At 60.0% G+C, this 15,104-nt stretch carries 12 protein-coding genes; 11 read left to right on the forward strand and 1 reads right to left on the reverse strand.

All coding sequences use genetic code 11. The annotated features are described in order from the left end of the window. Positions 1 to 191: 191 nt before the first annotated feature. The 9 genes from ACUIAF_RS06805 to ACUIAF_RS06845 all read left to right on the forward strand — a co-directional run bounded on the left by ACUIAF_RS06805 (position 192) and on the right by ACUIAF_RS06845 (position 9,582). Positions 192 to 1,334 (forward strand): ABC transporter ATP-binding protein, encoded by a 1,143-nt coding sequence (locus ACUIAF_RS06805; protein WP_445338317.1) that lies wholly within the window; start codon positions 192 to 194, stop codon positions 1,332 to 1,334. Then, entirely contained in the window at positions 1,331 to 2,110 is a 780-nt protein-coding gene (locus ACUIAF_RS06810) for a multidrug ABC transporter permease (protein ID WP_445338319.1), read from the forward strand. Before ACUIAF_RS06805 ends, ACUIAF_RS06810 begins: the two co-directional genes overlap by 4 nt. 2 nt (positions 2,111 to 2,112) lie before the next feature. Beyond that, on the forward strand, positions 2,113 to 2,877 hold the full coding sequence (locus ACUIAF_RS06815; RefSeq protein WP_445338321.1) for a hypothetical protein: 765 nt from the start codon (positions 2,113 to 2,115) through the stop codon (positions 2,875 to 2,877). A gap of 205 nt (positions 2,878 to 3,082) precedes the next feature. Continuing rightward, positions 3,083 to 3,778 carry a lantibiotic protection ABC transporter ATP-binding protein gene (locus ACUIAF_RS06820; RefSeq protein ID WP_445338322.1) on the forward strand — a complete coding sequence of 232 codons (696 nt, stop codon included), beginning with the start codon at positions 3,083 to 3,085 and terminating at the stop codon, positions 3,776 to 3,778. Further along, entirely contained in the window at positions 3,775 to 4,632 is an 858-nt protein-coding gene (locus ACUIAF_RS06825) for a hypothetical protein (protein WP_110417769.1), read from the forward strand. Before ACUIAF_RS06820 ends, ACUIAF_RS06825 begins: the two co-directional genes overlap by 4 nt. A 1-nt stretch (position 4,633) precedes the next feature. Further along, a complete protein-coding gene (locus ACUIAF_RS06830) occupies positions 4,634 to 5,458 on the forward strand; it encodes an ABC transporter permease (protein ID WP_110413571.1) in 825 nt (274 codons plus the stop codon). Positions 5,459 to 5,608: 150 nt separating this feature from the next. Continuing rightward, a complete protein-coding gene (locus ACUIAF_RS06835) occupies positions 5,609 to 6,340 on the forward strand; it encodes a response regulator transcription factor (protein ID WP_110413570.1) in 732 nt (243 codons plus the stop codon). Further along, positions 6,328 to 7,836, forward strand: coding sequence for a sensor histidine kinase (locus tag ACUIAF_RS06840; protein ID WP_110413569.1), 1,509 nt, complete (start codon positions 6,328 to 6,330; stop codon positions 7,834 to 7,836). The genes ACUIAF_RS06835 and ACUIAF_RS06840 overlap by 13 nt, the downstream gene beginning before the upstream one ends. A gap of 213 nt (positions 7,837 to 8,049) precedes the next feature. After that, positions 8,050 to 9,582 carry an ATP-binding protein gene (locus tag ACUIAF_RS06845; protein WP_110417768.1) on the forward strand — a complete coding sequence of 511 codons (1,533 nt, stop codon included), beginning with the start codon at positions 8,050 to 8,052 and terminating at the stop codon, positions 9,580 to 9,582. Between the two features lie 81 nt (positions 9,583 to 9,663). Here ACUIAF_RS06845 and ACUIAF_RS06850 read toward each other — a convergent pair whose 3' ends face one another. Then, entirely contained in the window at positions 9,664 to 10,716 is a 1,053-nt protein-coding gene (locus ACUIAF_RS06850; RefSeq protein WP_110417767.1) for a LacI family DNA-binding transcriptional regulator, read from the reverse strand. A gap of 243 nt (positions 10,717 to 10,959) precedes the next feature. Here ACUIAF_RS06850 and ACUIAF_RS06855 point away from each other — a divergent pair, with 243 nt between their 5' ends. Further along, the gene (locus ACUIAF_RS06855) at positions 10,960 to 12,258 is read left to right on the forward strand and encodes an MFS transporter (protein ID WP_110417766.1); all 1,299 of its coding nucleotides are present in this window, start codon (positions 10,960 to 10,962) and stop codon (positions 12,256 to 12,258) included. A gap of 32 nt (positions 12,259 to 12,290) precedes the next feature. Beyond that, positions 12,291 to 14,957, forward strand: coding sequence for an alpha-L-rhamnosidase (locus ACUIAF_RS06860; RefSeq protein ID WP_110417765.1), 2,667 nt, complete (start codon positions 12,291 to 12,293; stop codon positions 14,955 to 14,957). The last annotated feature ends 147 nt before the right edge of the window (positions 14,958 to 15,104 follow it).

Consider the following 15,104-nt stretch of genomic DNA (forward strand, 5'->3'; position numbering starts at 1 on the left):
GCTTCCTTTGCGAGAAGCTGATTCCGGGCAGGGTCCTCTGAAGCCCTTTAGGCTCTGTAGGCCCGCTGGTTCAAGCCGCCCATAGGGGCGGCGACTCCGTTATGCCCGGTCTGGCGCCCCTGTGAGGCGTCCCTCGTGGTACTCCGGACCGCATTGGTTCGATTCTGATTTCGATTCCGGTCTGGGTGCACATGGATTTGCAAGCACTGAGCACGGAAACGGCATTTATTTTGATTGATTTCATCAAGCATTCCAACACAGGTATACGTGAAGGCTGCAGGTATCCGCAGGCCGGAGATGATGAGAGTCCGGCCCTGGCCCTCTCCCACGTCTGGCGGTCCTTCGCCGAAAGGCGAGGTAGGAGGAAGGAGGGACCCCAAACAGTCCTATCGGACATCAGTCTGAAGGTGGACCGGGGAAAGATACAGGCCTTGGTCGGTCTGAACGGGGCCGGCAAGACCACCCTGGTCAAAATCGCTTCCACACTTCTAACTCCTACACGTGGCGAGGTGAGCGTGGACGGGGTGGATGCCCTGGCCGATCCGAGCCAGGCCCGGAAGAGATTGGGGCTGGTGCTCGGTGGCGACAGGGGTTTCTACTCCAGGGCCACGGTGATGGCCAATATGCGCTTCTTCGCCGACTTGGCCGATGTGCCCTACCGGCAGAGGGACAGCGAAATCGGCCGTGTCCTGGAAGGGGTGGGTCTGAACGGTAAGGAGCGCCATGCAGTATATGAGCTCTCGAGGGGCCAAACCCAGCGCCTCCATATAGCAAGGGGACTCTTGGGTTCCCCCGGACTCCTCCTCCTGGACGAACCGACTGATGGCCTGGACCCGGGCACGGCCCTGCGCATCCGCAGTCTGATCCGTTCAGTGGCGGATTCGGGGGTGGGCATCCTTCTGACCAGCCATGGCATGGAGGAGGTGGAGGAACTGGCCGACCGTATAGCCGTCATCGATTCGGGCAGGATTCTGGTTGATGGGTCCCTGGAGGTCGTCCGGCGGTTCGCCGACGTGGGTTGGGTGGTTTCCTTCACCCTGAGGCCGGACCAGTTGTCCGACCCCGGTATCCTGATTGACTGGGTTGGTCGGCGCGGTGTGGTCCTCACACGGCCATCAGGTCCCGACTGGATGGTCTCCATCCTCTGGAAGCGAGCCTCGGAGAAGGGGTCGGGATCTGCCGGTGCAGAGCCGACCCGTCTCAGACGAGAAATGGCCCGGTTCTTCGTGGGCCGATCTCTCGACTGTCCGGCAGACCTCCTGGTCAGGCCTGCAGGTCTGGAGGATGCTTTCCTGGCCCTGGCCGCCCGCCCAGGTGCGGAGGCGAATCTATGATGAGGATGTTCAGGGAGGCCGCCTTCCAACTACGCGAATACACCAGAACCACCTACTTCATTGAGATCCTCCTGGTAGCCACCCTCTCAACCTGCCTGGTCCAACGGTTGGGGGTCAGGGCCTGGGGATCCGACCCCTACCAGGGGTTTCTCCGTTCGGCCGTCATGGGTCTATGGACCTCCTGCACCTCCGCTGCAGGTCTGATTGGTTTCGAGCGGCGCAAGGGGACCCTGGTTCATCTCATGGTCAGCAGGTCCGGCCTCCGGCCTGCCATTCTGGCCCTGATCTCTTCAACCGCCACCTTTGGCCTGCTGGCTTTTCCTCTAGCCGGTGTGGCCTGGCTGATTCCAGGACCGGGTGCCCTCCCATCCGCCGAGCTGGGGGAGCATTGGCCGGTCCTGGTCCTGGGAGTGCCTCTGATTTGGCTGGGGGCCCTGGTCATGGCCCTGGCGGTGGCCTGTCTCTTTGTGATGACCCCATATGCCACGGCCTATGAAGGCCTGGTTCTTGTTCCCTGTATGGCTCTGTCAGGGGTCTTCGAGGGTCAGGCGGGAGCGATTGACCTGGGGGAGGGGTTGAAGAATCTGATCCCGACCCGGCCTGTCCTGTCCATCATGAGGGCAGGTGGCATGGCCTCCGGTCCGGGTGCTTCCATTCTTTGGTGGGACCTGGCCTGCTGGCTGGTGGCCCTCCTCCTGTGGATCAGCCTGGCCGCCCGCCTTGCCGGCATTTCCGAGGCCAGAGCCAGGCGTGACGGCACAATCGAGGTGATCTGACCGTGAGTTGGATTCATAGGATGCTTACCGTAGCCAATGTCAGCTGGCGCTCTTCCATGCCTGCTGGCCGACCCCTGGCCCTCCTGGTATCCCTGGTCGTTGTCCCCATCCTGGGCGTGGCCTGCCAGCTCATGCTCGGAGGAAGCCTGAACTCCCCCGCCCTGGCTGACATCGGATACACCGGTGGTCTGGTGGCTGCGGCCTGCCAGGTGGCGACCGTCATGGCCAGCGGTATGACCATGGACAGGGAGGAGGAAATCATCTCGCATGTCCTGATACGTCGTCCGATGGACCTGGCCTACTGGATTGGTCTGGGTCTTCCGGGTGTGATGGCTGCTTCGTTCACAGGGCTGGTCGCCCTGGCCGGAACCCTGGTCCTGAATGTCGGACACAGCCCGTCCGATTTTCTCCGGGCCCTGAGCCTCCTGCCCACCGCCCTATTTGCAGGTTTGGCCTTGGGACTCCTTGTGGGTGGCCTCGGCCTGCTGACTGCGGATTCCCTCGCCCCGCTGAATGCGGTCACTGTCCTCCTTCCGGTGGCTGTGGGTGTGGTCGTGCCTGCCGAAGCCTACCCGGCCCCACTTCGTCGGTTCGCAACCATCCTCCCTTTGGGGGTCACGGTTCAGGCCGTGGGAGATTATGGCCTATCCTGGACGGCGGTCCTCCTTGCTGAGGCCGTCAGGGGGCTGGTGGAGGTGGTCATCGGTCTGGTGGCTTCTGTAGTGGCCCTGCGCAGAATACGGTCAGGCGCATACCTGAGGTTGTGATTGAAACCGGCGGCGATTGGCTGTCCCGTGAACGGACGTGGAAGGCAGGAGGGGCTGTGCGCGTGCATGCACCCCTCCTCCTGTCTCAGGTGTTCGTCTAACAAGGCATTATGGCGGCGTGAGAATCCGTTTCGACTTCTTTATCTTTCTTTATTTTCGGTCTTTAGTCTGGCTCCTGCCACAAGGAAACGAATAGGAGCTGACCATGCGTTACATATTGCGGACCGAGGGGCTGACCAAGGTCTTCGGCCACGGACAGCGGGCCGTCGACCAGGTGTCCCTGCATGTTCCTGAGGGCGGAGTCTACGGGCTCCTGGGCCCAAACGGGGCCGGCAAGTCCACCACACTGAAGATGGTTACAGGCATGCTGCACCCCACGGGTGGATCCATGATCCTGGACGGGCACCCCTGGTCGCGCCGGGACCTCTACGACATCGGCGCCCTGATCGAGCAGCCGCCCGTCTATCCCAACCTGACGGCCCGCCAGAACCTCAAGGTGCGCACAACCCTCTTCGGCCTGCCAGATGAGCGGATCGACCAGGCGCTCTCCATTGCCGGACTTACCGATACAGGCTCCAAGAAGGCTGGACAGTTCTCACTAGGCATGAAACAGCGCCTGGGGATAGCCAATGCCATCCTGACCAACCCTCGTCTGCTGATCCTGGACGAGCCCACCAACGGGCTGGACCCGCTGGGGATCGAGGAGCTGAGGGGGATGATCCGCAGTTTCCCGCAGCAGGGGATGAGCGTAATTGTCTCCAGCCATATCCTCTCCGAGGTGTCGATCCTGGCGGATCACATCGGCATCATTGCCGACGGTCGCCTGGCCTACGAGAATGAACTGCACGCCGGGGAGGACCTGGAAGGGCTGTTCATGGATGTGCTCAGGAGGTCGCGATGAACAAGAGGAGTGCCAACGAACTCATCCAGCAGGATACGGCTACTTCAGACGCCCGAACCGTGACAAAGGCTAGAACACGGGGAGGAGGCATCCCCTTCGGCAGGATCCTGGCAGCGGAGATCATGAAGGGCAGGTCGGCTGCGCCTAGGCGAATGGCTTTGGCCTTCCCCCTGGTGCTCATTGTCATCGTGGCTTGCTTCGCATTCGGACTGCACGTCTGGATGCCCTCCTGGGTCAACTACTGGTATGTTCTGCTCCTTCCGGCCATGACTGCCCTGATAAGCGTCGCCGTGGCCAACATCGACGGAAAGCAACGGTGGAGGACCACTCTGGCCCTGCCTGCCGCGCCCGTTATGGTCTGGTGGGCCAAGATCGTCTACTGCCTGCTTCTAGTCGGCCTTGCTACCTTGCTGGCTCTGGGCCTTTCGGCAGTCATGGTCGCCGTCTCCAGGGTCCAGGGCCCCTCCATAGTTGATTTCGTAGTCAGCGCCCTGATGCTGGTCCTGGCCTGCTCCTGGATGATACCGACTGGACTGGCACTGACCGCCCGATTCGGCGTTCTGATCGGGTTCGGCCTGCCTTACATGGTGGACCTGCTGGTCTCAATCATCTTCTGGGGAAGCCAACGGCTATGGCCCTTCCTGCCGCCCGCCGCCATGATCAACCTGCCGGTGCCCTTCATGAAGGTCATGCCTGATGGTGTGCCCCTGGAGACTGAAGACAACAGTCCCATCAAGGCTGCGCTGTCTGTCTTCGGCGGGCAAAGCCTGACGGCCTTGGTGGCCGGTCTGGTCTGGTTCCTGCTTCTGTCCGTCCTGACGGGCATCTGGTTCTCGCGGAAGGAGACCAACTGACATGGCTGGGATGACAGTCGGCCGGGTCGTGGCCTCGGAAGTCGTGAGATTGCACGGATCTGTGCTTATCGCCATCCATGTCGTCTGCGGGTTGGCGGCCGGACTCGTCTGCGGTGCCTACTTCGCCGCAGCCCCCTATGATCCCGGGTTGGAGACCGATGCCTTCTTTCAGGTCCTAGGCGCTTTCATGCCCCTAATGGCTGCCATCGTAGTTGCCATAAACATCGAGACTGAGCGTGAGGCCGGCGACATGGCCAACCTTCTGGGGATTCCCAGCCGCCGTCTGGGTCTGGCAGCCAAGGTCCTGGTGCTCTGGCTTCTGGGTCTGCTGGCCCTGGCCTTGGCGGCTCTGGCATTCTGCCTGCCCATGGCTCTGGCTGGCGGACTGGGCGCACCAATCTCGGCCGTCGCGCTCGCCACCCTGGGCATGGCAGGCGGTTCCCTCTGCCTCTACCTTTTCTCCATCGCCCTGGCCCTGAGCTTCGGCCGGAATGCGACCATCGCCATTGGTGTCCTTGGCACCGGGGTATCCATCAGTTCCCTTGGTGGCCTCTTCAACGGCCTGTACAGCCGTACTTTATCCGGTGTCGCGAGCACGCCCGGGATCAGCCGGTGGATACCCTTTACCTGGCCTACCAGGTTCGGCTCCCTGGGGATCGAGCAGGCCCTGGCCTTGACCATGCCGGGAGGGGAGGGCCTGCGTGCCTCAATCGGCGTGACGGCTGTGGATAATCTGGTTCCCTGTCTGGTCCTCACCCTGACCTTGGGCCTGGCCCTCTTGCTCTGGATCGGCAGGTTCGAGGATCGGCGAAAGGCCAGCGATTAGACTGGATTGCAGGGCATCCGGTCCGTAAGGAATCTGTCCTGCAAGAAAATCGTCCTGCAAGAAATCAGGCTTACAAGAATCCTGGCCTGCAAAAGGTCCATTCTCAAACGTTGCTGGGCCGGGTCGCTAAGCGCAGAAAAGGAGCCAATCGTGGCTGACGTGCACGCCGGAGGTTCCCCCGGGGACGATCGGTATCGGGCCTCCATCCTGGTGGTGGATGACGATCCAAGGATCACCACCCTGCTGATGGCGGCCCTGTCCAAGGACGGCTATGCCGTGACCGTGGTCAACGAGTCGCGGAAAGTTGTAAGCATGGACCTGTCCTCGGTCGACCTGATTCTCTGCGATGTCATGATGCCTCACATGGACGGCTTTGCCCTCCTGGCTGCCATCAGGGAACGGGTGTCCTGCCCGATCATCTTTCTGACGGCCAAGACCGATGAGGACAGTGCGGTCCTGGCCTATGGTCTGGGTGCCGACGACTATATACGCAAGCCCTTCGGCATTGCCGAGCTCCGAGCCAAGGTCAGGGCGAGGCTTTCCCAGGGCAGTCGGCGCGGGCGCCCGCTCTTGCATTTCGGATCCTTGGACATGGACCTTCAGGCGCGGCAGATCAGGGTGGACGGGCACAACGCCAATCTGACGGATGCGGAATACCGCATATGCGCCCTGCTGGCAGAACATCCCGGTCGGGCCTACGCGCCCATGCAGATATGGGAGGCCTGCCTGGCCGCAGAGGATGATCCGGCCGCCGACGATGCGGACAGCGATGCCACGGCTTCGGTAAGAGTGCATCTGAGCAATGCCCGGCGCAAGCTCAAAGCCCTGGGGGTGGACCCCATCAGGACCATCTGGTCAGTGGGGTACCAATGGGTGGCCTGACTGACGGCGCGCCCGAGTCGCCGATGGAGCAGAGCCTCGACGGCAGGGGCCGGCCAAGCCGCAGGGGAATGCCCATCGTTCTGCTGATCATCAGATACTTTCTCTACGTGCTGCTGATTCTGGCTCTGCTGTTCGCCGGCATATATATGGTCTGGATAAACCTGGGGGCCAGGGGCGACTTCTTCTGGGCCAACTATGGCGAGCAGCATCTGGAGAAGGTGGGGCGCTCCATTGGCCGTACGACCACTGTTGTCGAATCCCTGATTCCCGCCGCCTACTGGTACCGAACCTATGACAGTCAAGGGCATCCCGTGGGGGGCGATATGAAGGGCGGCATGGCCAGCGAGGCCGATCAGCTGGCCGCCGACCATCGGGCGCATAGCGTATCTAAGCCATCGGAAGAGCGGAGAGAGAAGACGGGACGGCCCCTTGCCACTCGCGCAAAGCCGGATGCGACCTATGTCGTCTATGCCACAGCCGATGGGCGGCCATGCGTTCTGGCCTATCGGATTCAGCCGCAGTGGGCGTCAAGGCAGACCCGGGACCGCTATCCCAATCCCCAGAACCTGCTGCTCGCGTCTTACGGGATCGCTTTGCTGCTCACCCTCCTGTTGGTCGGGCTGCGGGCGGCCCATGTCATATCGTCCAAGCTCAAGGTCTTCAACCAGGTGGCTGACGACATAGGGCGGCAGGACCTGGACGCCTCACTGCCCTGCAGCAACGTGCTGGAGATCAACCGGGTGCTGGGGTCCTTCGACAGGATGCGCGTCACGTTGAGGGAATCGCTGGAGAAGACCTGGACGGCCCAGGAGTCCCAGCGTCGGCAGGTGGCGGCTCTGGCTCACGACTTGAAGACGCCGCTGACCATCATGCGAGGCAACGCCGACCTGCTGGGGGAGACCGGGCTCAGCCAGGAGCAGCAGTCCTACCTGGACTCCATTGAGGATGCCATCCGTGAGATGGCCGACTATGCCCAGGCCATCAGCCAGGGTTCCATGGGCACCGCTTCAGAGCGATCCGGGGTCACGACAGTTGCCTTGAGGGATATGGTCGACAACCAGGCCCAGGGGTACCTCAATGCTCGGGGTCTGCGACTCGAGAGGGATGACCGCCTGGGTTCAGAGACTGGCCAGGTTTCCGGTAATGCTGTTGACCTTGCCCGGGCGATCATGAACATCGTGGCCAACGCGGCTGACTACTCGCCGGACCATGGTCTGGTGACGCTGACATGGAAGCTGGAGTATGGCCAGGAGGGCGGGCGAGCCTTGGTCGTGACCGTGCATGACCAGGGTCCAGGATTTAGCAGCCGGGCTCTGGCCCACGCCACGGAATGGCTCTATCAGGCTGACAGCAGTCGGCACGGCTCCGGCGGCCACCATGGCATCGGCCTGGCTGCCGCCCGGTCAACTGTCGAGAGTGCAGGAGGCCGCCTGACCCTGGGGAATGCAACCGATGGCAATGGCGCAGTAGTCACGGTATCTTTGCCGGTGCAGTGAATGAGGCGGGGTGAATATCGGCCACGGCCAACTCGGTGTCCGACTAAAAATTGCACAGTGATAAAGATCTGGAAATAGTGTTAATCATGGATTGATAATTATAAAAACATCAATTTTTAGCGATTATTTTAGTAATCAATTACTAAAGTTTGCCATTCTTTAGTAAATCTGTATGATAAAGATAACAGAGATTATCAATTTGTAGGGGCCTGTATGCAACAATCAGATGACGCTGAACAAAACGATCTGTCGCTGGAGGAGGTTGTGCGTTCGATTCAGCGCAAGGGTTGCGAAGGCCAATCGATAGAAGTCAAAGCCGCCAGCCAGGGGACTCCGAAGGTGTATGACTCGCTGTCGTCGTTTTCCAACCAAAACGAGGGCGGCATCATCGTATTCGGGCTGGATGAAAGTCTTGGATTTGAGGTTGTCGGCGTCCATGACGCGCAGGAGCTGGAAAAGGCGGTAACGGCACAGGGCAAAGAGATGTATCCCGAGGTCAGACCGGTCTATAGCGAAAGCCTGATTGACGGCAAGACCGTGGTGTCGGCTTACATCAACGGCAAACCCATGGGCGAGAGGCCTGTCTACCGTAAGACAGCAGGCATCAGCGCAGGCAGCTACACCCGGATCGGGGATGCCGATGCCCGCATGACGCCTACGCAGCTGTATGAGATCGAGACTTTCAAGGACGGTCGGCGCGACGATGTATCGGTAGACCCTCAGGCCGATTCCGATATGTTGAACCCAGGAAAACGTCATGATTTCATTAGTCGCGCACAGCGGGAACGCCCGCTCCTGGCCAGAAGGAATGAGGACGAGATCCTGGAGCTATCAGGTGTCTGCCGTCGTGGATCTCCCACTCTTGCAGGTCTGATGACCCTTGGCGAATACCCGCAGCAGGTGTATCCGAACCTCTGCATTACCGCCGTGGTTGTGCCGGGAACCAAGGCCGGAACTGGTCTTGGGGGAGAGCGGTTCCTTGACAATCAGCGCTTTGAAGGGTCCATCGATCGCATGCTTGAGGATGCCATGGCCTTCGTGCGGCGTAACAGCAGAACCAGAACGGTGATCAGGGATGGGGTGCGCACTGATATTCCCGAGTATCCCGAAACCGCAGTCAGGGAAATCCTGACCAACGCATTGATGCATCGTGACTATGGCCCATACTGCAACGGAACGCCGGTCAGATTGACGCTCTTTGCCGATCGTCTTGAATGCTGGAATCCTGGTGGTGTATATGGCGGTCAGAGCATCAACGACTTGGGCTTTGCCAACAGTCAGACCAGGAACCCTACTCTGGTCAGTCTGCTGGAGATTGAGGGGATTGCGGAGAATCGGCACTCAGGGATTCCGGCTATCCGTGAGGAGGCCAAACAGTATGGATATAAGCCTGTAGAGTTTCAGGATCGGCAGGCTTCCTTCACTGTGCGCTTCTACTCTGTGCCGGAGCGTGCTGGTGCGGCGGAAGCAAACGTTCCTTGGTCCGGAACCGCAGTATCAGATCCTGCGAAGAAGAGCATTGGAATACGAGACAGGATTCTCGATTTCTGCAAGGAGCCCCAATCGCTCGAGAGTGTTGCGCATGCGCTGGGGTTAGGCAAGTACTACGTCCGCAGGCGGTACATCGAGCCGCTGCTCGTAGAAAACGCACTCTCCATGACGCTTCCCGATAGACCCCGGAGCAAGTACCAACGATATGTGGCCAATGATTCCTTCTCTGAAGTGTCTTCGGGGAAGCAGCCGTGAATGGCATACCGTAAGGGCAGGCATTGCCGGGCGGCCATGATGAAGCAGGGTCATAACATGGTGAATGTCTTTTCCTCGAGATTATGCCGCCCGGCTTGAATCCCGCTCCACCAGAATCGGTTCAATCAATACAGAGCCGTGTACATGCCGGGAGTTGCTGAACTCGTCCATCAAGAGGGCTGCGGCCTTGCGGCCCATGTCGACGCCGGGCGCAGCGACGACTGACAAGGGGACCTTGGGATAGTTGCCCGTGCGGGCACCTTCGGTGCCGATGATTTTGATGTCGTCGGGTACGCGATATCTGTGCTTCTCCTGCAGGGCATTGATGATTCCCACCCCGAGCACATCGGTGCCGGCAATGATGCCGTCAGGGGCTGTCGTAGGCGGGAGCTGGCTGATCTCGCAGCCGACCTCATAGCCGTCTTCTATCATGATTCCGTGTGAGTCGATGATTGACAACTTGGCCTGGGACTGCTCTCGCATGGCCCGCTGAACCCCCGTATAGCGGTCGTATATGGACTGATAGTCGAAGGAGTGGGATACGAAGGCGATGTGTTGGCATCCAGCTTCCAGCAAATGCCTGGTCGCCATCTGCCCTACGGCGAGGTTGTTCTCCAGGACGCTGCAGTTCCTGGTTTTGCTGCTGGGCTCCACATGATCGACCAGCACTACGGGCAGCTTGACCGAGGCCGCCCACTCCAAGTCAGCGGTGCAGTCCACTACGCTGCAGAGAATAACCCCCTTGACGCCCAGTGAGTAGAAGAGCTTGAGCAGGCTGGTCTGGCGTTTCGAATCGGAATAAGCATTGGTGCCTATCAGCTGCATGTCCTTGTCCTCGCAGATTTCCTGAGCCCCTTCGAATACGGAGGTGAACAGGGAATGCTCGATATCGGTCATGATGATGCCGATGGTGGACTGTCCGGTCAGGGCCGCGGCTCCACGAGCTGGGCGGGGCACATAGCCGAGTTCGTCTATTGCTGCGCTGATGCGTTCTTTCAGAGTCTGCGAGACGCGGTCAGGGTAGTTCAGATAATTGGAGACAGTGCCCAGCGAGACCCCGGCTTTCTGGGCGATGTCTGCAACGCCGACCTTGCCTCTGCCTGCCGGGACGGCTGCGTCTTGTACGGACGACATTGTGTCGGATTCCTTCCTGCTGACCGTGATTATCGCATAAAACCAGCCTAACGCTTACCTGCCGGTAGCGCCGGGCTTTGTTTGGAGGCAAGGATTGAAATTTTCAAAAAGCGAGTTAGTATTAATCCATGACAAGGCAGTCTTTCGCCTTATTTATGAAATGAAAAATAAAAAATGACCAGTGTTGGGCTTCGATATGCAAGGTCGCGCCCGGCGCTCGCCTCAATGACAGAGGAGAAAAATATGGCAGACAGCACTTCTAACGCGGACAAGGGGCTGGGAGGCTATGGCTCCCTGGCTGTTGCCGCCGGCATCGGGTCCATGCTGGGATCAGGCATCATTGTGGGCCTCTCATCGACCATCACGGTCTGGCAGCAGGGTTTCGGGCTGAGCAATGGCCAGGTGGGGGTCCTGTCGGGTGCCTTGACCTTCGCCATCGCCTTCGGATCCCTCTTCGGAGGTCGCATCGCTGACGCTGTGGGCAGGGTCCGCTTTTTCAACTGGATCAATCTGCTCTATGCGGTGGGGGCCGCCATCGTCGTATTCTCCGGCTCCTATGCCATGCTTCTGGTCGGAGTGGTCATTGCAGGCGTGGCCTCAGGCGCGGATCTGCCGGTGTCGATGACCGTCGTCTCTCATGATGCTCCCAATGATTCGCTGGCGGCTCGCCTGGTATCCACCACTCAGGTCTACTGGCAGGTCGGCGTGTTCATCTCCTTCATCTGCGCTTTTCTGGTTTCCAGAATGCAAGGGGCGGCAGGAGGCCGTGTGGTCTTCGTGATTCTAGCTGTTTTTGCCGTGATCGCCTGGCTCTGGCGCACATGCTCGCCCACCTTCCGTGCCTTCCATGAGGCTGCTGATCGCCGCGACGCAGCCGAGCCCGGGGTTGAGACCGGGGCAAAGGTCTCGGTGATCAAGGTGATGATGGGCGCGAACAAAAAGATGTATCTGAGTTTCTTTGCTGCAATCCTGATCTTCTATGTGGGATGGAATCTGCTGGCCAACACCTGGGGTCAGTTCCAGACTTTCATGCTGGTCAATGCCCATGCCTCCCAGACCCTGGCCACCGGTATGGGCATCATCCTCAACTTCGTGACTCTGATCCTCAACATCGTCTTCGCTTCGATCGCCGGGGGTAAATACCGCAACAAGGCCTTCGTAGCAGGCATCATCATCACCTTCATCGCCATGGTCGCCCTTTCCCTTGGCGGCACCAACCTGTGGGTAATCGTCGGCGCCACCGCCTTCATGAATCTGGGTAGCCCTCTGGCCGGTGAAGCCCTCTACAAGGTCTGGACTCAGGAATCCTTCCCCATCGAGATACGTGCCTCCATCCAGGGTTTCATCAACGGCTTCTCCCGTCTGTGCTGTGGCCTGTTCGCCCTGGTTACACCTGCCCTGGTCGTGCCTTCTGCCATTCGAACCACCATGTGGGGCTTCGCGGGGGTGGTGATCATCGAGGCCATCGCCGGAGCCATCATGATCAGGCTCCAGGCACGGTATGGCACCGATGAGGAACGCAGGGAACGGTCCCAGCGGTAATGCACAGATACAAGACAAGGAGGTCAAGTTATATGAATACGGATCAGACAATCGCCATCAGTGCCCCTGAGGTGGAGCATTACCACGGTGACGTACTGGGAATCGGCAGCCACAGGCCTAGGCTTTCCTGGACATACTCGGAACAGCCGCCGCAGGGGACAAAGGTAGCGATCAACCTAACCAGGAGGATGCCGGGCAGTGATCCTGTACAGCAGGAAGCCGAAGTCGACGCAGGCGACAATATGTTTCTGGATTGGCCTTTTGAGCCCCTGCGTTCGCGGGAACGGGCGCTTGTGGTTCTTGCCATGCTCAATGCCGACGGAGCGCCTCTTGGAGCACCATCGCCAGAGCGCAACTTTGATGTCGGGTTGGATGTGACGGACCGCATCGCCGACTTCGTCGGTCCCTCCTGGCCAGAGGCCGAAACGGACCATCGTCATCTGCCCTTGGTGCGTGCGGAGTTCGAGCTGCCTGCAGCGCCTAGGTCCGCCAGGCTTTATCTGTCTGCTCTGGGCCTGGTCCAGGCTGAAATCAACGGCGCTCGGGTCGGATCAGACGAGCTTACGCCTGGCTGGACTGTTTATGGCCGCCGTCTGGAGTGCTGGACCTACGATGTGACAGAGCAGTTGTCGCAGGGTGCTAATGCCATGGGCTTCTGGCTGGGCGACGGCTGGTACCGTGGCCGGTTGGGTTTCGACGGCGGCATGGCAAACTTCTATGGCGACAGGATAGGAGTGTTCGCCCAGTTGGAGGTGGAGGGCGAAGACGGCTCGATCACCCACATCTACTCCAACTCCTGGGACCGCACCTGGAAGACTACTCTGGGGCCGATCGTGTGCTCGGACCTGTATGAGGGGGAGACCTACGATGCCAGGTTGGAGGAGCCTGGCTGGTCCAGACCAGGTTTCGATGATTCAGCATGGCGGCCAGTGGCTGAGGTTCCCTATGATCCGGCCAAGATTGAGAATCCGGAGCTCCAGTCCGTACGCATGCAGGGGCGGAACCAGCCGGTGTCCATTACCCGTACAGGAGGGTCGGGGAAGTCCTCCTCCTGGCTGATCGACTTCGGTCAGAACTGCAGTCAGCGGATGCGCTTGCACATGCATGGGTTGGCAGAGGGTGCTCAGATCTCCATCCGCCATGCCGAGGTGCTGGAGAAGGACGGTACCCTGGCCACACGGACCCTGCGCCGAGGGCAGGAGCATGATCAGTACATATCGAATGGACAGGATGCCTGGTGGGAGCCACGCTTCGCCATGCATGCCTTCCGCTATGCCAGCATTGAGGGCTGGCCCGGAGAGCTGACCACCGAGGACATCGACTGCCGGGTCTACCACTCCACCATGGAGCGGACCGGGTGGTTCGATAGCTCCAATCCACTTCTGAACAAGCTCCATGACAACGTCCTTTGGTCTATGCGTTCCAATTTCCTCTCCATCCCCACGGACTGTCCTCAGCGGGACGAGCGCATGGGCTGGACCGGAGATATCGATCTTTTCGCGCCGACGGCCGCTTACCTGTACGATGTGCAGGCTTTCCTCTCCTCTTGGTTGAAGGATGTGCGCATTGAGCAGGAGGCTCATGGAACCATACCGTTCTTCGTACCCTTTGTACCGCTGGGCGTCTGGGCCAAGCCGGCAGCCATTGCTATCTGGGGAGATGCGGCCGTAGCGGTCCCTTGGACCCTCTATATGGAGGGCGGTGATCGGCATATTCTGGATGAATCCTGGGATCTGGTGCGGGGATGGATAGACGAAGTGCGCGCTTACCTATCGCCGGACGGAGTCTGGGATCGTCGGCCTGACTATGTGCTGGGTCAGCTTGGAGACTGGCTGGATCCCACCGCTCCGCCGGATGATCCTGCTCAGGCTATGACACAGAAGGAGCTGGTGGCCACTGCCTACTTCGCCCGTTCGGTTGACTATGCCTCACGCATTGCCCAGGCTCTGGGGAAGCAGACAGAGGCAGCCGACTACCGCTCCTTGCATGAGCGGATGGTCGCCGGCTATCGGAACCGGTTTGTGGCCGGCGATGGCCCAGACATGCGCATGACCTCCGATACTCAGTGCGCCTATGCGATTTCGATTGCTTTCGGGTTGTTCGATGCCGAGCCTGGACTCAAGCAGGCTGCCGGCCAACGGCTGGCGGAACTGGTGCGCGAATCAGGCGGCAAGGTCTCCACTGGTTTCGCCGGCACCCCATTCGTCCTGCCAGCTTTGAGCGAGACCGGGCATGATGCTGAGGCATACTCCCTATTGCTGTCGACCGAGTGCCCCTCCTGGCTCTACCAAGTGAAGATGGGAGCGACGACCACTTGGGAGCGCTGGGATTCCATGCAGCCCGACGGGTCCATCAACCCGGGCGGCATGACCTCCTTCAACCACTATGCCCTGGGGTCTGTGGCCGAGTGGATGCACGAGCGAATCGGCGGTTTAAGAGCTCTCGAACCAGGGTGGAGCCTTTTCGAGGTCGATCCTCGAATCGGTGGCGGGTTGACGAAAGCCTCGACACGCCATCTGACGCCACATGGCATGGCTGAATCGTCCTGGCGGCTCGAAGAAGATGGCCGGGTTAGGCTTCGTCTGGTCGTCCCTGCCGGTTCCGTGGCGCGGGTGCTGATTGGTTCCCCTGCAGCCCCTGGCAAGCGATCCAGCAAGGATTACCCTGCAGGAACCTACGATCTGGTGGTTGAACGCTGACTGCTGCTGGGCCGACCAGGTCCTGACTGTTTGGACCTGGTCGGCCCAGAAAGCTATGCATGACGCATTCTGTCGTGGCTGATCCTCGTAGAAGCGGAGCAACAACACAGCTGTACGTCTGCGGAAGAGCAAAGAAGCTCGGATGGA

Source organism: Bifidobacterium sp. ESL0822 (genome assembly GCF_052606675.1).